The sequence below is a fragment of the Actinoplanes missouriensis 431 genome (assembly GCF_000284295.1).
GTDB classification, from domain to species: Bacteria; Actinomycetota; Actinomycetes; order Mycobacteriales; family Micromonosporaceae; genus Actinoplanes; species Actinoplanes missouriensis.
Genome location: NC_017093.1, coordinates 2914760 through 2930896, shown reverse-complemented (window position 1 = coordinate 2930896; position 16137 = coordinate 2914760). Strand labels below are relative to the sequence as shown.

21 protein-coding genes are annotated in these 16137 nt (G+C 70.7%); 9 read left to right on the top strand and 12 right to left on the bottom strand.

Going from position 1 to position 16137, the window contains the following annotated elements:
• Nucleotides 1-110 precede the first annotated feature (110 nt).
• Complete coding sequence (locus AMIS_RS13735) at nucleotides 111-881, bottom strand: IclR family transcriptional regulator (RefSeq protein ID WP_014442903.1); 771 nt, start codon at nucleotides 879-881, stop codon at nucleotides 111-113.
• 25 nt (nucleotides 882-906) lie between these two features.
• On the opposite strand from AMIS_RS13735, the gene AMIS_RS13730 reads away from it, so the two are divergent.
• Nucleotides 907-1755 (top strand): fumarylacetoacetate hydrolase family protein, encoded by an 849-nt coding sequence (locus AMIS_RS13730; RefSeq protein WP_041829749.1) that lies wholly within the window; start codon nucleotides 907-909, stop codon nucleotides 1753-1755.
• 18 nt (nucleotides 1756-1773) lie between these two features.
• Here AMIS_RS13730 and AMIS_RS42630 read toward each other — a convergent pair whose 3' ends face one another.
• The gene (locus AMIS_RS42630; RefSeq protein WP_014442901.1) at nucleotides 1774-1938 is read right to left on the bottom strand and encodes a hypothetical protein; all 165 of its coding nucleotides are present in this window, start codon (nucleotides 1936-1938) and stop codon (nucleotides 1774-1776) included.
• Nucleotides 1939-2104: 166 nt separating this feature from the next.
• Here AMIS_RS42630 and AMIS_RS13725 point away from each other — a divergent pair, with 166 nt between their 5' ends.
• Entirely contained in the window at nucleotides 2105-2665 is a 561-nt protein-coding gene (locus AMIS_RS13725) for an RDD family protein (RefSeq protein ID WP_014442900.1), read from the top strand.
• 48 nt (nucleotides 2666-2713) lie between these two features.
• Here AMIS_RS13725 and AMIS_RS13720 read toward each other — a convergent pair whose 3' ends face one another.
• The 4 genes from AMIS_RS13720 to AMIS_RS13710 form a co-directional block, all read right to left on the bottom strand.
• The gene (locus AMIS_RS13720) at nucleotides 2714-4318 is read right to left on the bottom strand and encodes a methyl-accepting chemotaxis protein (protein ID WP_014442899.1); all 1605 of its coding nucleotides are present in this window, start codon (nucleotides 4316-4318) and stop codon (nucleotides 2714-2716) included.
• A 125-nt stretch (nucleotides 4319-4443) separates the two neighbouring features.
• Nucleotides 4444-4854 carry a cupin domain-containing protein gene (locus AMIS_RS13715; RefSeq protein ID WP_014442898.1) on the bottom strand — a complete coding sequence of 137 codons (411 nt, stop codon included), beginning with the start codon at nucleotides 4852-4854 and terminating at the stop codon, nucleotides 4444-4446.
• Complete coding sequence (locus tag AMIS_RS43660) at nucleotides 4855-5007, bottom strand: helix-turn-helix domain-containing protein (protein ID WP_014442897.1); 153 nt, start codon at nucleotides 5005-5007, stop codon at nucleotides 4855-4857. It lies immediately after the preceding gene.
• A 20-nt stretch (nucleotides 5008-5027) separates the two neighbouring features.
• Complete coding sequence (locus AMIS_RS13710) at nucleotides 5028-5678, bottom strand: cyclase family protein (RefSeq protein ID WP_014442896.1); 651 nt, start codon at nucleotides 5676-5678, stop codon at nucleotides 5028-5030.
• A 247-nt stretch (nucleotides 5679-5925) separates the two neighbouring features.
• Between AMIS_RS13710 and AMIS_RS13705 the strand changes: the two genes are divergently transcribed.
• The gene (locus AMIS_RS13705) at nucleotides 5926-6318 is read left to right on the top strand and encodes an arginase family protein (RefSeq protein ID WP_014442895.1); all 393 of its coding nucleotides are present in this window, start codon (nucleotides 5926-5928) and stop codon (nucleotides 6316-6318) included.
• 52 nt (nucleotides 6319-6370) lie between these two features.
• Here the strand turns inward: AMIS_RS13705 and AMIS_RS13700 are convergent, their stop codons facing one another.
• Complete coding sequence (locus AMIS_RS13700) at nucleotides 6371-8596, bottom strand: discoidin domain-containing protein (protein ID WP_014442894.1); 2226 nt, start codon at nucleotides 8594-8596, stop codon at nucleotides 6371-6373.
• 424 nt (nucleotides 8597-9020) lie between these two features.
• On the opposite strand from AMIS_RS13700, the gene AMIS_RS13695 reads away from it, so the two are divergent.
• Nucleotides 9021-9479 (top strand): hypothetical protein, encoded by a 459-nt coding sequence (locus tag AMIS_RS13695; RefSeq protein WP_014442893.1) that lies wholly within the window; start codon nucleotides 9021-9023, stop codon nucleotides 9477-9479.
• A 36-nt stretch (nucleotides 9480-9515) separates the two neighbouring features.
• On the opposite strand, the gene AMIS_RS13690 is transcribed toward AMIS_RS13695, so the two are convergent.
• Entirely contained in the window at nucleotides 9516-11108 is a 1593-nt protein-coding gene (locus AMIS_RS13690; protein ID WP_014442892.1) for a phospholipase D-like domain-containing protein, read from the bottom strand.
• Nucleotides 11109-11183: 75 nt separating this feature from the next.
• Here AMIS_RS13690 and AMIS_RS13685 point away from each other — a divergent pair, with 75 nt between their 5' ends.
• Both AMIS_RS13685 and AMIS_RS13680 read left to right on the top strand, forming a co-directional pair.
• Nucleotides 11184-11645, top strand: a complete 462-nt coding sequence (locus AMIS_RS13685; protein ID WP_014442891.1) for a DUF427 domain-containing protein — start codon at nucleotides 11184-11186, stop codon at nucleotides 11643-11645.
• A 191-nt stretch (nucleotides 11646-11836) separates the two neighbouring features.
• Nucleotides 11837-12367 carry a nuclear transport factor 2 family protein gene (locus tag AMIS_RS13680; RefSeq protein WP_041829748.1) on the top strand — a complete coding sequence of 177 codons (531 nt, stop codon included), beginning with the start codon at nucleotides 11837-11839 and terminating at the stop codon, nucleotides 12365-12367.
• A 69-nt stretch (nucleotides 12368-12436) separates the two neighbouring features.
• On the opposite strand, the gene AMIS_RS13675 is transcribed toward AMIS_RS13680, so the two are convergent.
• The 3 genes from AMIS_RS13675 to AMIS_RS13665 form a co-directional block, all read right to left on the bottom strand.
• Nucleotides 12437-13042: a TetR/AcrR family transcriptional regulator gene (locus AMIS_RS13675; protein ID WP_014442889.1), complete on the bottom strand. Its 606-nt coding sequence runs from the start codon at nucleotides 13040-13042 to the stop codon at nucleotides 12437-12439.
• Nucleotides 13043-13131: 89 nt separating this feature from the next.
• The gene (locus AMIS_RS13670; RefSeq protein WP_014442888.1) at nucleotides 13132-13362 is read right to left on the bottom strand and encodes a hypothetical protein; all 231 of its coding nucleotides are present in this window, start codon (nucleotides 13360-13362) and stop codon (nucleotides 13132-13134) included.
• 16 nt (nucleotides 13363-13378) lie between these two features.
• Nucleotides 13379-13729: a DoxX family protein gene (locus AMIS_RS13665; protein ID WP_014442887.1), complete on the bottom strand. Its 351-nt coding sequence runs from the start codon at nucleotides 13727-13729 to the stop codon at nucleotides 13379-13381.
• 73 nt (nucleotides 13730-13802) lie between these two features.
• On the opposite strand from AMIS_RS13665, the gene AMIS_RS13660 reads away from it, so the two are divergent.
• The 3 genes from AMIS_RS13660 to AMIS_RS13650 all read left to right on the top strand — a co-directional run bounded on the left by AMIS_RS13660 (nucleotide 13803) and on the right by AMIS_RS13650 (nucleotide 15368).
• Nucleotides 13803-14708, top strand: coding sequence for a LysR family transcriptional regulator (locus AMIS_RS13660; RefSeq protein WP_014442886.1), 906 nt, complete (start codon nucleotides 13803-13805; stop codon nucleotides 14706-14708).
• A 31-nt stretch (nucleotides 14709-14739) separates the two neighbouring features.
• Nucleotides 14740-14955, top strand: a complete 216-nt coding sequence (locus AMIS_RS13655; RefSeq protein ID WP_231859298.1) for a hypothetical protein — start codon at nucleotides 14740-14742, stop codon at nucleotides 14953-14955.
• A gap of 134 nt (nucleotides 14956-15089) precedes the next feature.
• Nucleotides 15090-15368 (top strand): excalibur calcium-binding domain-containing protein, encoded by a 279-nt coding sequence (locus tag AMIS_RS13650; protein ID WP_014442884.1) that lies wholly within the window; start codon nucleotides 15090-15092, stop codon nucleotides 15366-15368.
• 59 nt (nucleotides 15369-15427) lie between these two features.
• Here the strand turns inward: AMIS_RS13650 and AMIS_RS13645 are convergent, their stop codons facing one another.
• Complete coding sequence (locus AMIS_RS13645) at nucleotides 15428-16126, bottom strand: DUF7019 family protein (protein WP_014442883.1); 699 nt, start codon at nucleotides 16124-16126, stop codon at nucleotides 15428-15430.
• Nucleotides 16127-16137 lie beyond the last annotated feature (11 nt).

Genomic DNA, 16137 nt, shown 5'->3' with positions numbered 1-16137 from the left:
TCACCCCTTTGTTCGAGATTTCGAACGTGGTTCGATATACCGAACCAGGTGGACGCGACGCTAGGACACACCTACGAGAGGTGTCAATGTTTCGATCAGTGCGAATCCGATCAGTGCGAAGTGGTGCGATACCCCAGCCGGGCGGAGAGCGTGGCCGCCCCCTCGCGCACCAGAGCGGTCCACTTCTCCGGCGACTGCGGGGTCCAGCGGATGATCGGCGCCGACACGCTCATCGCGGCGACCACCCGGCCCGCGTGGTCCCGGACCCCCGCGGCGACGCAGCGCATCGCGGTGTCGGACTCGCCGACGTCGGCCGCGACGCCCTCGGCGCGGACCTGCTCGAGATGCGCCCGCAGCCGCTCCGCGTCGGTGATGCTGGCCGGCGTCATGCTCGCGAGGGGGCCCTTCGCGAGCACGCCGTCCAGCGCCGGCCGGTCGAGCGCCGCCAGCAGGATCTTGCCGACCGCCGTGCAGTGGGCGGGCAGCCGGCGCCCCACCGCGGAGACCATCCGCACCGGGTGGGTGCTGTCCACCTTGACGAGATAGACGACGTCGGCGCCGTCCAGCACGGCCACGTGAACCGCCTCGTCGCAGGCGGCCGCCACGTCCCGTGTCACGCTCTGCGCCTCGCGGACCAGATCGAGCCGCCCGGCGAACGCCGAACCGAGCTGGAACAACGGCATGCCGAGCCGGTACCGCACCGGCTGCCCCGGGACGACGATCAGATATCCCCGCTCCACCAGCGTCACCAGCAGCTCGTGGACGGTGGTCCGGGGCAGGTCGAGCCGCTCGGTCACCTCACGGGCCGACAGCTCCGGCCGGTCCAGGAACAGTTCGAGGATGTCGAGCGCGCGGATGACCGCCGGTACCACACGGGCCACGTCGATAGTCCTTTCGGAGGGTCACATGCCGATATCCCTTCACCACCTGCGTGTTGGCGCCGGGTCACGCTGGACAGTGTGCCAGGACGGCGGCTGGGCGGAGCTCGGTGGCACTCTGGCCGACCTGCTCGCCGGGCCGCTCGATGAGGCCCGGGCCATGGTCGAGGCCGCCGTCCCCGGCGCGGGCGGTTTCCCGCCGGGAGCCTGCCTCCCACCCGTCGACCGGCAGGAGATCTGGGCGGCCGGGGTCACCTACCGGCGCAGCCGCGACGGGCGCCGGGAGGAGTCCGGCCACGGCGCGCTCTACGACCACGTCTACGACAGCGACCGCCCGGAGATCTTCTTCAAGGCCAGCCCGTGGCGCGTCGTCGGCGACCAGGACACGGTCGGGATCCGCGCCGACTCCGGCTGGGACGTGCCCGAAGCCGAGATCGGCCTGGTGCTCAACGCGGCCGGCGAGGTGTTCGGCTACACCCTCGGCAACGACATGAGCAGCCGGTCGATCGAGGGTGAGAACCCGCTCTACCTGCCACAGGCCAAGATCTACGACCGGTCCTGCGCGCTCGGCCCGGCGATCGTGCCGAGCTGGGCGGCCGGACCCGGCCCGTTCGACATCGGCCTGCGGGTGCTGCGCGACGGCCGGGAGGCGTACGCCGCCACGACCACCACCGCGGCGATGGCGCGCAGCTTCACCGACCTGGCCGGCTGGCTGTTCCGGGCGCTGAGCTTCCCGGCCGGGGCGGTGCTGCTGACCGGCACCGGCGTGGTGCCCGACGCCGCTTTCACGGCCCGCCCCGCCGACACCATCGAGATCCACTGCCCGCAACTCGGGACGCTGACCAACCGCGTCGTCGCGGTCGGGGCCGGGCGATGACCGCTGACATCCGGGGCGTCAGCGGATGCGCTGGGCCAGCTTCGCCACGGCGCCGCCGACGACCAGGCTGACCACCGGGGTGGCGATGACCGGCAGGCGGGTCTTGCGCATCACGAAAGCGGTGGCCGCGCTGGTCACCAGCGGCAGTCCGGTCCGCACGGCAGTGCTCACGGCGGAGTTCATGGCGGGTTCCTCTCGGTCGCTGACACCCCGGCCGGGAGGACCCGGCCGGTGAACATGCTTTCCGGTACCCGCCGCCCGCCACCCTTACGCACGGCGAGCGCCGGGGCGTTGCCGGGCTGCACTAGCCTGTCGCCGGATCAGCCTGTCGCGAGGAAAGAGGAGAGCCGTGACGGTTTCCGGCACCGCACGCCAGACCCGGCTGGAGATCGCCCAGGAGCTGGCCGCGCCGGTTCTCGGCCGCCGGGCCGCCAAGCGGATCGCCGCCTTCGAGACCGGTGAGCTGTACGTCGAGGCCGGCCTGATCGCCCGTACCCTGTCGTGGTTCGTCGATTTTCTGGTGTTCGCCGCCGGGGTCGCGGCCGCTTTCGTCGTGATGGCCGGCGCGACCGCCTCGGCCGACCTGTCCGACACCACGGTGACCCTGCTGGCGCTCACGCTGCTGGTGATCGTCCCGATGCTCTACGGGCTGTGCTACGGCAACGGCCGCGGGCTCGGCGCGATCCTGACCGGCACGCGGCTGGTCCGGGTGCGCGACGGCGGCCGCATCGGCCGGAAGGCCTGCTGGGCGATGCTGCTGCGGACCGTCCTCATGCCGCTGCTGATCATCGTCATGATCGTGAGCATGTTCGACGGCGGCGTCCCGTCGGCGGACGGCTCCGTCGTGCGGACCAGCATCGACCGGGACGCCACCGAGCGGCTGCGCGCCCTGGACATCCCGGAACGCTGAGGCCCCGGCCACGGCGGCAACCGCCACCGTAGCCGGGGATCAACAGGGTCAGACGCGGAAGCGGGACACGGCCCGGTCCAGGGAGGCCGCCAGCGCGGCGAGGTCCCCGGCGGCTCCGGCGGCACGGCCGGCGTTCGCGCGGGACTGCTCGGCGGTGGCCGAGACCTCGCCGACGCTGCGGGCGATGTCGTCCACACCGCTGGACGCCTGACCGACGCTGCGGGTGATCTCCTGGGTGGTGGCGGTCTGCTCCTCCACCGCGGAGGCGACAGTCATCTGGTGCTCGTTGATCCGCTCGAAGATTCCGCTGATCTGGCCGAGCGCGTCCGCCGCCTCACGGCTGCTGTTCTGGATGGCCTGCACCTTGCGGCTGATCTCGTCGGTCGCCTTGGCGGTCTCCTGCGCCAGGTCCTTGACCTCGGTCGCCACCACCGCGAAGCCCTTACCGGCCTCGCCGGCGCGGGCCGCCTCGATCGTCGCGTTCAGCGCGAGGAGGTTGGTCTGCTCGGCGATGCTGTTGATCACCTTGACCACGTCACCGACCTCCATGCTGGCCTCACCGAGAGCGGCCACCGACGCGTTGGTCTGCGCCGCGGTGGTGAGCGCCTGCTGCGCGACCTCGACCGCGCCCGCCGCGCTGCGGGAGATGTCGGCGATGGCCGCGGTCATCTCCTCGCTCGCCGCCGCGACGGTGCTCACGCTCAGCGCGACGTCGTTGGCGGCGTTCGCCGCGGTCTCCGAGCGGGTCGCGTTGCCCGCGGCGTCCTTCTCGATCTGCCCGGCGACGTGGTTCAGGTCGCCGGAGGCCGCGGCGAGACGGCCCGCCTGCTCCAGCACCTCGGCGACGCTGGCCCGCATCGAGTCCAGCGAGGCCTTGAGACCGCGGGCCATGGTGCCGACCTCGTCGCGCGTTCCGGGATCGATGACCTCCGCGGTCAGGTCCCCCTCGGCGACCCGGCCGAGCGAGGCGGCCACCGCCCGCAGCGGACGGCTGATGCCACGGGCGATCCAGAGCGCGAGGACGACGCCGGCGAGCAGCGCGAGGGCGAGCGTGGAGAGCGAGACGACGATCGCCGTACGGTAGGTGTCGTTGAGCTCGGCTGCCCGCGCGGCCGCCTGGGTCTGCTCGGCCGTGAGCATCTCCTTGAGCAGCGCCTTGCACGCTTCGTAGGAGTCGTTGGCCTCGCCGTCCTTGAGGGCGACGTAGGTGGCGATGTCGCCCGCGAGCGCGGCCGGGATCATCTTGCTCTCGGCGATGCCGGTGTAGGTGGCGAGTTGCTCGGTGAATCCGGCGACCGCTTCCTGCGAGGCCGCGCCGGGGCTGTACTCGGTGAGCAGGTCGTCGAGGGCGGCGATGTCGTCCTCGATGTCCTGGGCCTTCTCCGCCATGGCCTCCTTGTCGCCGGCGAGCAGCGCCAGACCGTTCTGATCGAGGCGCAGCAGACGGAACGTGTCACGCAGGTCGGAGGCGACCACCATGGACTGCACGTTGTCGGTGTAGATCTCGTTGCCCGCGTCGCTGACCCGGTGCGTCTCGTAGAGGGTCGCGCCGGTCGCGCCGGCGGAGACACCCACAGCCACCAGCACCGCGGTCATGATCTTGACACCGACCGGGAGGTCTCCCCAGGGGCGACGTGCTGTGGCTGTGGTCATGGTGTCCGTTCCCGTCGTTCGCGGAAGTCCCGTCGACAGACAGATCGACCGGAGTCGTCACCCCACTTAGTGGCACATCGGTTGCATCGCGGTCGCCGCCCCCGGCGAGCCGTGGCCCGGCCGGCTCAGGGCGCCGGGGCGAGCGCCCAGATGACCTGGCACTGTTCGTCGCCGTCACCCGCGTTGGCCCAGGTGTGCGGCTCGCGCCCGGGGAAGGTGAAGGCGTCGCCGGCGTCGACCAGCACCGACTCCTCGGCGAGGGTGAGGCGCAGCCGGCTACGGGTGACGTAGACGAACTCGACGTCGCAGTCGAGCGTGTACAGCTCGTCGCCGCCGCTGCCGCCGGGCTCGACCGTCGAGTGGATGACCTGCAGATGCGACTGGGTGCCGGGGGTCAGCAGCAGCTCGTTGACCTTGCTGCCGCCGAAGTTGATGGGGCGGCCCTCGCCGGCGCGGACCAGGGAGGTGGCCGGTGGCTCGAACAGCGTGCCGACCCGGATGCCGAGGACCTCGCAGATCGCGATGAGGGACGCCACCTACGGGGAGACCTCGTCGCGTTCCAGCCGGCTGATGAAACCCTTGTTCAGGCTGGTGGCATCGGCGACCTGCTGCAGGGTGAGCCCGCGGGCCTGGCGGGCGGCGCGCAGCCGTCCGCCGATCGCCGCCGCGGAGGCCGGCGGCTGGGCCACGCGTCGTACCTGGCCTGCCATCATTTCTCCAGCTGCATCGCGACCGCCCGGACCGGCGCCCCGTCCGCATTCTCCAAGGCGATCGGCAGCAGGGACACCAGGGGGTCCGGGAAGTCGACCCGCTCGAGGCCGCGGAGGTTCTCGCCGATGACGCCGCCGGCCCGGGCGATCAGGTGGTGCACCGGGTAACCGATCTCGGACGGCGTCTCGTCGATGTTGATGGCGTCGATGGCGAACGTGCGCACGCCGAGGTCGAGCATCCGGCGGCAGGCGCCGGCATCGAGGTACGGGTGATCGAAGTACCCGGGCGTCCCGTACTGCGCGGACCAGCCGGTGCAGATCAGCGCGATGACGCCGGGTCCGAGCCCGGCCGGGTCGAGCAGGTCCCAGGTGATCGGGGCCCGCGGGGCGAGGCCGCGCACGTCGAGCACGACGCCCCGGCCGGTGAACAGCGCGAGGTCGAGCTCGTGCAGCCGCGGGGCCGTCGAGTCGAAGTGGAACGGCGCGTCCACGTGGGTGCCGGTCTGCGAGCCCATGTCCAGGTGCAGCAGGTTGAAGCCGTCGGCCTCGACCGTCGCGTGGGTGGTCAGCCGCGGCACCGGATCACCCGGGTAGACCTGCGTCTGGGGGCCGACGGGCACGGACAGGTCGACGATCCGGCGTACACGCATGTTTTTCGCTCCTGACCTTTCCACGAAACAAAGATCCCCTGGTACGCAACACCCGGCGAGGCCGACTACATCGTCGCCCTGATCAACATCTCCCCCGCCTGGTACGCCGTGCTGCTCATCGCCGTGGCGTTCCTCGGCGGCCTCTCCGGCGGCGTGAACTGGCGCGGCATGGCGGCGTGGATCCCGGCCGCGATCCTCGGGCTGCTCTTCGCGAACTATCCGCCGCTGATCGAGGGTCCGCTGCGCGATGTCGCCGGCGGCGTGGACATCAGCCTCCACCCGGGACCTCACCGACGACGCCGAACTGGGCTTCCAGATCGTGCCGAGCGTCGAGATCGACGACCTGGGCGCGCGCGGCATCGCCGAACGCATCCAGGACCGGGTGGGTGAGCGCCCGGTCTATCTCTCCATCGACATCGACGTGCTCGACCCGGCGTTCGCGCCCGGCACCGGCACCCCGGAGGCGGGCGGCATGACCAGCCGGGAACTGCTCGCGGTCCTGCGCAGCTTCGGCACGCTCAACCTGGTCGGCGCGGACGTCGTCGAGGTGGCGCCGGCCTACGACCACGCCGAGATCACCGGCATCGCGGCGGCGCACACCGTCTACGAGATCCTGTCCGCGCTGGCGGTGCGCCGATAGCAGCGCGACGCGGGGCCGGCAACACCGCGCCCCGCGTCGCCCTACCGATGGATCAGGGGTACGCCACGACGGTGCGCGGCGTGGTGTTGCCGGCCGGGTTGGGGACGGCGCCACCGGTGTCGTTCACGACGTTGGCGATGGTGCCGACGTCACCGAGCGAGACGGTCAGGACGCTGCGCAGCCGGACACCGGACCGGTTCGGCACCTCGAACGCCCGGTCCACCCGGACACTGGGGTTGACGTTGAAGTAGCAGTACGAGCCGCCGCCCCAGAGCTCGTGGTCGGTGACGGAGTCGGCGACCTTGTAGGCGGCGTAACCGTTCCCGCGCGGCCCCATCCAGGCAGCCTGGTTGGGCACGTCGTACGGCTTCTCGTTCTGGAAGAAGATCGTCTTCCCGCGGTTGCCGTTCCAGATCACCTCGTACTTCTGGTAGTGCTCCACGAACAGGCCGGTGGCGAGGACGTCGTCACCGTTCACGATCAGGCCGGTGTCACCGGTGTTGACCGTCCAGCCGGTGGGCGCGCCGCCGTGGTCGGCCCGCCAGGCCCAGATGTGGTCGATGATCGTGTCGTCGGCGTGCACGGCGAGGGTGGTGGTGGCCCGGCCCTGGACGCTGCTGCCGATGCGGAAGAAGACGTCCTGCAGGCTGATCGGGTTCGCGGCGTGGTCGGTGTGCACGCCGGCCCGTCCGACACTCATCAGCGTCGGGCTGTTGGTCGTCCCGGCGTCGAAGGTCAGGCCGCTGACCTTGACCCCGTCGACGTCGGCGACGTTCAGCGCCTCGACCCCGCCGGTCGGGATCAGCGTCGGGAAACCGATGCCGGTCACCACGGTGTTGGCGCGGGTGACCCGGATGGTCTCGCTGAGCGAGTACGTGCCCGGGGTGAAGAACAGGTTCAGGCCCTGGGCCAGAGCCTGGTTGATCCGGGCGGCGCTGTCACCGGGCTTGGCGACGTAGAACTCCCGCATCGGGATCGAGGTGCCGGCCGCGTTGGGCCAGGTGGCACCGGCCGAGTTACGCCGCAGACCGGGGACGAACACGCGGTAGAGGCCGGCGCTGTCGACGTACAGATAAGGCTTCTCCCGTGTCACCGGGGTGGTGGCGAGGGTGGTGTGCGGCGGGTTCGGGAACGCGTTGGCCGGGGCGCCCTGCACGCCGGAGTAGACCATGTTCCACACCCCGCCGTCCCAGCGGCCGATCCGGCTGTCCCGGGTGTACCACTGCTGCTGGGAGCCGGACGAGACGACGCCGTCGACGACCGAGTCGGCGAGGTAGCCGCCGCTGGAGTAGCCCTGCCCGTTGTCCTGGTTCGACGGCGCCAGGGTCAGGTTGCCCTTGATGTGCACCCGGCGCATCGGCGCGGCCTGGGAGACGGCCCACCGGTTCGTGCCACCCTCGGGCACGATCGACAGGTTCTCCATGCTGCGCCAGAAGTTCTGGGTCGCGTTCTTCTCGTCGCCGTAGTTCCAGCCGGAGTCGACGTTGACCGCGCCGTTGATCGTCACGTCGTCCGGGTTGACGCCGAGACCGGCGATCGTGGTGTAGAACCCGACGTTGGCCCACACCCTGCCGTAGCTGCCGGGCTTGAACAGGAACACGTGGCGCTGGCTGCCGAACTGCGCGGCCGGGCTGCGCAACTGCGCGTTGAACGCCTGGTCCACCGCGGTCTGAATGGTCGACGCCGGCGTGGACGGCTCGAAGATCCGCACGTTCGGGCCGAAGTCCGGGGTGTCCGAGGTGGGCAGCGTCGGCGTGGTTCCGGTGCCGAAGACCTGGAATTCCCAGAGCGAATATCCGTACGGGGTGGCGCGCGTGGTGCCACTCATCCGCACGTACCGGCCGCTGCCGGTGACGGTGAGGGTCTGCACCCCGGCCTTACCCGCGGTGACCGGGCTGATGGTCGTCCAGGTGCTGCCGTTCGCGGACGTCTGGATGGTGAACGCCGAGGCGTAGGCCGCCTCCCAGTTCAGCACGACCTGGCTGATCGACTGGGTGCTGCCCAGGTCCACCTGCAACCACTGGGGGTCGGCGAACGTGCTGGACCAGCGGGTGCCGGCGTCGCCGTCGACCGCGGCGGAGGCCGGGAAGGCGGCGCTCTCGACGGACGAGGCGGTGGCCGGCTTGCCCTGCGAGATCGGGGCGTCCGCGGCGCTGGCGGAGGAGGCGGCGGAGAGGACGGTGGCGCCGAGGGCCGCGGCGAGGGCGGCGCTCAGCGCGATCCGCCCGCGGTGACGGCGTGGGTGCGGCGGCGGGGAGGTCAGCGTCGGAGGTGTCATGGACCTGCCTGTTCGGACGGGGGAACAACGGGTCGGAGAGCGCTCTCTGGACGGAATTGTTACCCCGGTGTTGCCGCTCGTCAATATGTCGATAACAAATGATCAGCGATTACCCGAATAGGAACCGCGGAGATTATTTCCGGGAAAAGTGTTATTCCGCGTATTGACGCAGGTGGCGCCGGTTCCGGTGGCGAACGCCAGAGCCGCGAGTACGTAGGCGTTGCCGCAAGACGTCTGCGATCAGGCTCCGCCGGTATTCGCGCCGCTACCCGATGTCGGCGACGACCACCAGCACGATCGGGCCGGGGCAGTACACTACCTGCCGTCCTCCGCCCTCTACCGTTCCGGGCCGATCAAGCAGCCTGAGTGCAACGATTCACCCACCTCAATCAGCTCATCCCCGGCTGGGTCGTATGGTCGGTGCATGCCTCCCGCGCTGCGGAACCTGATCACCGCCTTCGTCGTCGCGGTTCTGGTGCTCATCGCCGGAGCCGCGCAGTACGGGCTGGACCGCGTCCACGAGGCCGACGACCGCAACGCGGCGGCGCATGGCGTGCCCGGCCGGATCGAGGGCATCCACGACTGCAAGGCCCGGTTGCTGGACAACCAGGGCACCGTGTCGACCGAGTGTTCGGCCGTCTTTGTCTCCGACGACGGGCGGATCCGGTTCGACACATGGACCTACTCTCCCCGGCCGTTCCGCGCTTTCCTGCTGGGCGACCACATTTATCGCGACCCGGGCCCGCTCCGCTATCCCTATTGGGCGCGGTGGACTGCGGGCATCATCATCGGCGCCGCCGTCCTCTACTTCCTGGCGTGGCTGTTCTACGGTGCCCCCCACGGCCCGGACGACCGCTACTGGGAAAGCCGGTACTACCGCTGAGCCCGAACCGGGAGTTGTTTCCACCGAAGCGCGGGCTCAGTGGCGCCACCGCTCCCGGCGCAGCACCGCGGCGGAGTAACGGGCCGGGGTCAGCGCCCACTCGGCCGGGGCGAAACCGGCCGGCAGGCCGTGCCGGCGCCAGGTCTGCGGCGGATGCCCGGTCGGCAGCCACTCCCGGCGCCAGATGCCCAGGGCGGTGTCCAGGTCGGTCAGCGCCGGGACGAGCTGCTCGGTCACCGGCGCCCGCAGATGTTCGGCCCACAGCCGCACCCGCAGGTCACGGACCAGATCGCCGGTGGTGACCAGGGTGGAGGTGATCTCGCTGTCGGTGCCGACCATCGACCGGCTGAAGAAGTTCGCCGATCCGATGCTGGCGAACACGTCGTCGACGAGCATCAGCTTGGTGTGCACGGTCAGGTTGTCGATCCGGTACATCACCACGTTGCGCCGGTCGGCGGGCGGCAGCCGGTCCAGGACCCGGCGGCGCAGGTCGCGCGTGATCACCGGGCGGACCGTGCTGTCGCCGCCGTCGGCCGGGTCCTTGCGTCCGGAACCGATCAGGATCACCTTGACGCCACGGCGGGCCGCGGACCGCAGACCCCCGTACAACTGGAACCGTGGATCGCCGCCCGGCGCCTCGTGGAAATACTGGTCCTCCAGGTAGATGTACTTCTGCGCCGCCCCGATCGCGGTGGCCATCGCGTGATAGATCTCCTGGATGCCGGCGCGGACCACGTTCGCCCGGCGCATCCGCCGCCACCCGCGGTGCCGGTACAGACTCCACGGCCGGTAGGAGCGCACCACCTGCACCGCGGTCCCCTCCGCCGGGTGCTCGGGCTGCTCCGGCGCCGGCGGCAGCTCGACCGGCGAGTCCGGCGGGTTGAGCACGGTCCGCTCGCCGGAGGACAGCAGGCTCGTGGTGGCGAACCGGGGCGGCAGGGCGGCGGTGTTCTGCCAGCGGAACTGGAACGTCTCCCGGACCCGGGCGGCGGCCGGTCCGTGCAGGCGGGCGGCCGCGTCGTGCCAGCCCCAGCGGTGTTCGCCGAGCCGCAGACGCCGATGCGGCGAGTGGTCGAACCGGGAGGGCGAAAGATCAAGTCCGCCGACGTACGCCGTGAGCACCCCATCATGGCTGAACACCACCAGCTTCTGATGGTTGGACCCCAGCACCGGGCCGGACCAGTCCAGCAGCACCCGGTTCTCCAGCGTCGGCCCGGACTCGCGGGTGGACGGCTTCCACGCCCGGATCACCCGCGCGGCGAGGGTGTTGGCCAAAAACGGGCCGATCGGCAGCCACGGGCCAGCACCGGGATATTCGGCCGCGCTGAGTACGATCCGTACATCGGCGCCGTCCGCGGCCTTCTCCGCGAGCACGTCGGTGAACGGCCGGTAGCCGGCGTCACCGGCGACCCGGCCGGTCAGATCGAGGTGCGGGTCCGCCTGGTAGCCGGCGATGTAGACGGCGTCGCCCGGCCCGAGCGCCTCCATGTGCCCGGCCAGCTCGGTGAAGTAGGTGACCCCGTCGATGATCGGCTCGAACCGCGAGTTCTCGGTGAACGTGGGGCACGCCTCGGTGGCCGGTGGCAGGTAACGGTCGATCAGATCGGTCAGCGAAGGCACGTGCGGCATGCCGGTGATTACACCTGACGCCGCCGCCGGCCGGTAGCGACGGGCTGCCGCCCGCGATGCTGGCACGCTGGACGGATGGAATCAGTGTGGGACTATCCACGTCCACCCCGCGTCGAACCGGTCCGCAAGCGGGTGACGATCGTGCATGCCGGGCAGACGATCGTCGACAGCGACCGCTGCCTGCGGGTGCTGGAGACCTCGCATCCGCCGGTCTACTACGTGCCCCGCGACGACATCGCCGAGGGCGTGCTGGAGCCGGGCGAGGGACGGTCGTACTGCGAGTTCAAGGGTGTCGCCGGGTACTGGGATCTCGTCGTCGGCGGGACCCGCGTGCCACAGGCCGGCTGGTCCTATGAGCGGCCCGTCCCGGCGTACGCGGAGATTGAGGGTTTTGTCGCCTTTTATCCGAGCCGCGTCGACGAGTGCCGGGTCGGTGGCGAGCGGGTGGTGCCGCAGGAGGGCGATTTCTACGGCGGCTGGATCACCCCGGAGATCACCGGCCCGTTCAAGGGCGGCCCGGGGACCAGGGGCTGGTGACCGCCCGGACTCCGGGCGCCCGATCAGCATGACGGCGGCCTCATCACGGCCATGGGAAACCCTGGGAAGCGTGCTTTCCATGGCACCTCGCATGAGTTCCTGAGAAACACACCCCGTTGACGCCGCCTCTTGGCGCGCCTAATCTAACGTTGTTAGAACTTCTAACGTCGTTATATCTCGGGAGGATTCCCATGCGTACACGTACCTTCGTTTCTGGTTTGGCGGCGTCTGCGGCGCTTCTCGCCGGCTTGGCGGCACCCTCGGCCGCAGCCTCGCGGGAGCACACCGCGCCGGCTGCTGCGACGCGGCAGGGCGCCGAGCAGGTGCCGGCGATCGGGCGGCGCTGGGCCGCCGCGTGGCTGACCACCGACACCCGCGATCTCGCTCGCCTGTACACGAAGGACGCGGTCTACACCGACCGTGCTCTCGGCCTGGTTTTCCACGGTCGCGACGGGGTCACCGAGTGGGAGACCGGGTCCCATCAGCTCATCGACGGTCTCCGGTTCGAGGTGACCGGCGGGTTCGGCGGGCGTGACGAGGCGGTGGTGCAGGGCGTGTTCAGCGGCCACATCGTCGGGGCGCCTCGTCCGTTCGCGGTGCCGGCGGCGACCGTGCTGCGGCTGCGCGGCGGTCTGATCCGGTCGAGCGAGGACTACTACAACCGAGGGGAGATCTTGAGCGATTCGGGGCTGCCCACTGATTGGACCCCGGCCGGCGCTTGATGTTGTTCTGAGGTGAGCGGGTTCGGCCCGGTTCCGCCCGTGCGGAGCCGGGCCGGAGCTTTGCCGGCGTTATGCGTTTGCGGGCAGGCCGGTCTGCCAGCCGCGGAGCAGCGTGCGCAGCGCGGCCTGGGCGAGCCGCTCAGCGCGCTCGCCGCCGAGCACGCCGAGGGCGCCGAGCGAGGCCACGCCGTACAGGGTGGCCCAGACGATGTCGCAGGCATCGTCGAAATCGGTCAGGACCACGTCGTGGGTTTGCGACCAGGCGGTGAGCAGCTCGGTCAGGACACCGATGGCAGGTGCCGCCGCTCGACGGCGCCCTTCCGCGTCGACGGCATCGCCGTTCATCGCCTGGTAGAGGTGCGGGTGCCGGCCGGCGAACCGGACGTACTCGGAGGCGAGCCGCGTCATCCGCCCGTCGATGTCGGGCTCCTCGGCCGCCGCGCGCTCGAGGTCGGCCATCATCAGGTGGTGGCCGTGGGCGATGAGCTCCAGCACGAGCGCGTCCTTGTTGGCGAAGTGCTGATAGACGATCGGCGCGGTGTACTCGACGTCGGTGGCGATGCGCCGGATCGTCAGCGCCGAGGCGCCCTCGCTCTCCAGCACATGCAGCGCGGCCTCGATGATCCGTTCACGCGTCCTCGCCCGTTCACGGGCCCGCCGGGTGCCGGTCGGCACAGTTGTCACCTCGCTTGAGATCGTCCACGGTAACCCTAACAACGTTAGAAACCGGTGCGACGCCGGGCGATGCTCGAACGGTTCGGCCGCTACCGGGAATGACGCCGCAGCCGCCGGATGATCCGCGCGGTCACCTGGTGGACGCACACTCCCACGGCGGTGTTCGTGACGGCGAGCGCGGACGCGCCCAGCAACGCCGCCCCGACCGGCATCACACCGGTGGCGGCGAGCAGGACCGGCCAGCCCACCGCGGCGGCGACGAGCGACCACCCCCACCAGCGCCCGAACACCAGACCGAACAGGATCAGGGTAGGTATCACGGCACGGCCTCCCTCGTCATGACGCGCCCCGCTGAAGGAGCAGGACGGCCACCGCCGACAGCAGAAACAGCCCGGGGGCCGGCAGGTGGGAGAAGCAGCGGGCCCGAGCCACCACGCCGACCGCACCGATGAAGTACCCGACGAGGCAGACGGCGGCGAGGGCGCCGAGCACGGGCACGGCCAAGCCCGCCAACAGACCCACCCCACCGGCGGCCTTGGCCCAGCCCAGGGGAACGATCCAGGACCTCGGCAACCCGTACCGCCGCAGGTTGTCCAGGACCCACGCGGCGCACAGGAAGTCGGCTGCGGCCGCGGCCAGGTTGAGCGCAGCCGTCACGACGGTCACGGCGAGGTAAGCGGTGTACACGGGAATCCTTTCCGTTTTCACCGTCGCTGAACAGAGCTGCCCCGTCCAATACCAGCATCGATAACCTTTCGGCATGGACGTCGACACCCGGCTGCTCCGGTCGTTCGTCGCGGTCGCCGAGGAGGGCACGCTCACCCGCGCCGCCGAGCGGCTGTTCATCTCTCAGCCGGCGCTCACCAAGCAGGTACGTCAGCTGGAGGCCCGGCTCGGCGTGACGTTGTTCCGCCGTACCCGGATCGGAATGACCCTGACCGCCGCGGGCGAGGCCCTCGTGCAGCGCGCGCCGGCCCTGCTGGCAGCGTGCGACGAGGCGCTGTCCGCGACGAAGGGCGCGGCGAGCCGGGAGGCCCGCCTGCTCCGGATCGGCTTCCTCGCCAACGCCGCGAACGAGGCGACGCCCGACATCATCGGCAGGTTCCGCCGGATCCGCCCGGAATGGCAGGTCCGGATGAGCCAGGCGAACTGGTCGAACCCGTCCGCCGGCCTCGCCGACGGGGAGGTCGACGCCGCGCTGCTGCGGCTGCCGTTCCCGGGTCAGGAGCGATTCCGGGTCGAGGTTCTGCTCACCGAGCCGCGCTGGGTGGCGCTGGCCGCCGCGCATCCGCTCGCCCGATGCGCCGCCATACCGTTCGCGCGACTGTGGGACGAGCCGTTCGTCGCTGCCCCGCCGGAGACCGGCCGCTGGCGTGACTACTGGCTGGCGACCGACGAACGGGACGGGCGCCCGGTGCGCATCGGCGCCACCACGGACCAGCCCGACGACTGGCTGCAGGCCATCGCCAACGGCTACGGCGTCGCACTCGCTCCCGCGTCGGCGGCCCGGTTCTACGCCCGGCCGGGCGTCGTCTACCGGCCGGTGGACGGGGTGAGCCCCAGCCGTGTCGCCGTGGTGTGGCCGCCGAGCGCCGACACTGATCCGGTCATCCACGATTTCGTACGGTGCTGCCTGGCTGCGGCGGCGGCCCGCCCGACGGGCTGACGCGACCGGCCCGGATGCCACGATGATCGGCATGACCGCTGACGAACACGCCGCCCGCGCCGCCGAACTCCTCGCCGAGGCTGAACGCCTCTACCAGATCTGCCTGGTCGACTACCAGACGAACATCAACGAGGACGACCACTCGGAGGAGCCCTACGTTCCCGGCGCCGACCTGGCGATGCTCACCGCCACCACGCAGCTCGCCCAGGTCCACGCCACCCTCGCCGTGCGTTCCCGCACCGCCTGAAGCGGACGCAGGTCACTCACCGATCCCCAGGGCGCCGGCGGGTGGCGCCGTGAGTTTACGATCTTGGCCGGTTGAGCCGGGGCGACCAGCGACGGCCCAGCCGTGCCCCGTACCACCTGAGGAAACGGAAAATCATGCTCAACACCATCGCCCGCGGCGTGCTCGTCGCCGCGCTTGCGCTCGGCGGCACCACCGCCATCACCGCCACCCCGGTCGAGGCGGCGGCGAAGTCGTACAAGAACTGCACCGCCCTGAACAAGGTCTACAAGCACGGCGTCGGCAAGAAGGGCGCGAAGGACAAGGTACGGGGCAAGACGAAGCGGGTCACCAACTTCAAGGTGTCGAACGCCCTCTACAAGGCGAACAAGAGGATGGACCGCGACAAGGACGGCATCGCCTGCGAGAAGCGCTGACCCCGGCCCGCGCGCTGCCGGCGGTCCGTCACACGCACTCACCTCGGTAGCTCTCCGGGTCAGTCGACGAGGGCGACGTAGAGCGGGGTACCGAGCAGCACCGGCCGGCCCTCGGGACCGGGGCCGTGCAGCAGGCGCTTCGCGACGAACTCCATGTTCTGGGCGGGCCCGCGCAGGCTGGTCGTCGCCCGGTGCACGACGGTGAGGGCCTCCTCCTCGTCCCGCCGCAGCGCCGCCTCGTCGTCCTCGCGGGCCACCGCCACCAGCGCGGCCTCGTCGTCACCGGTGAACGGGGGTGTGAGGCCCTGCAGCAGCGCCGGCAGGTGGGAGCGGCCGGACGGCGAGTCCTGCTCGGGCAGGTGTGAACCGCCGACCAGGTGCGTCCGGGAGCCGCCGAGCCCGACGACTGTCGTGCCGGTGTGCCCGCCGAAGTAGGCCAGCGGGTACCCGTCGCGGCCGACCATCGGCCCCCACCGCAGGGGCAGCATGCCGCCGAAGAACTGCCCCGGGGCGTCCACGTCACCGAGGTCGCCGAAGTCCGCGAGGTGGCGGATCACCCGCTGGAGGCGGCCGACACGCTCGGCGCCGGCCGTGGTGTCCACGACCCGCTTGGCCTTGACCAGTTTGAGGTCGATGCCCGCCTCCGAGCTGCGCTTGTTCAGCCGCCCCGGTTCGATCTGCTGCACCAGCATGTCCACTTTGGCGTCGCTGATGTAGACGAAGTACTGGAACGACATCGCACTCCCCTGTTGCTCCATTTACGTACGCT

Excerpts from the sequence above, each read along its gene's own strand:
- AMIS_RS13730 (WP_041829749.1), top strand. The coding sequence starts at position 907 with ATGCCGATATCCCTTCACCACCTGCGTGTTGGCGCCGGGTCACGCTGG.
- AMIS_RS42630 (WP_014442901.1), bottom strand. The coding sequence starts at position 1,938 with ATGAACTCCGCCGTGAGCACTGCCGTGCGGACCGGACTGCCGCTGGTG.
- AMIS_RS13720 (WP_014442899.1), bottom strand. The coding sequence starts at position 4,318 with ATGACCACAGCCACAGCACGTCGCCCCTGGGGAGACCTCCCGGTCGGT.
- AMIS_RS13710 (WP_014442896.1), bottom strand. The coding sequence starts at position 5,678 with ATGCGTGTACGCCGGATCGTCGACCTGTCCGTGCCCGTCGGCCCCCAG.
- AMIS_RS13705 (WP_014442895.1), top strand. The coding sequence starts at position 5,926 with ATGTCGCCGGCGGCGTGGACATCAGCCTCCACCCGGGACCTCACCGAC.
- AMIS_RS13700 (WP_014442894.1), bottom strand. The coding sequence starts at position 8,596 with ATGACACCTCCGACGCTGACCTCCCCGCCGCCGCACCCACGCCGTCAC.
- AMIS_RS13695 (WP_014442893.1), top strand. The coding sequence starts at position 9,021 with ATGCCTCCCGCGCTGCGGAACCTGATCACCGCCTTCGTCGTCGCGGTT.
- AMIS_RS13690 (WP_014442892.1), bottom strand. The coding sequence starts at position 11,108 with ATGCCGCACGTGCCTTCGCTGACCGATCTGATCGACCGTTACCTGCCA.
- AMIS_RS13685 (WP_014442891.1), top strand. The coding sequence starts at position 11,184 with ATGGAATCAGTGTGGGACTATCCACGTCCACCCCGCGTCGAACCGGTC.
- AMIS_RS13680 (WP_041829748.1), top strand. The coding sequence starts at position 11,837 with ATGCGTACACGTACCTTCGTTTCTGGTTTGGCGGCGTCTGCGGCGCTT.
- AMIS_RS13660 (WP_014442886.1), top strand. The coding sequence starts at position 13,803 with ATGGACGTCGACACCCGGCTGCTCCGGTCGTTCGTCGCGGTCGCCGAG.
- AMIS_RS13655 (WP_231859298.1), top strand. The coding sequence starts at position 14,740 with ATGACCGCTGACGAACACGCCGCCCGCGCCGCCGAACTCCTCGCCGAG.
- AMIS_RS13650 (WP_014442884.1), top strand. The coding sequence starts at position 15,090 with ATGCTCAACACCATCGCCCGCGGCGTGCTCGTCGCCGCGCTTGCGCTC.
- AMIS_RS13645 (WP_014442883.1), bottom strand. The coding sequence starts at position 16,126 with ATGGAGCAACAGGGGAGTGCGATGTCGTTCCAGTACTTCGTCTACATC.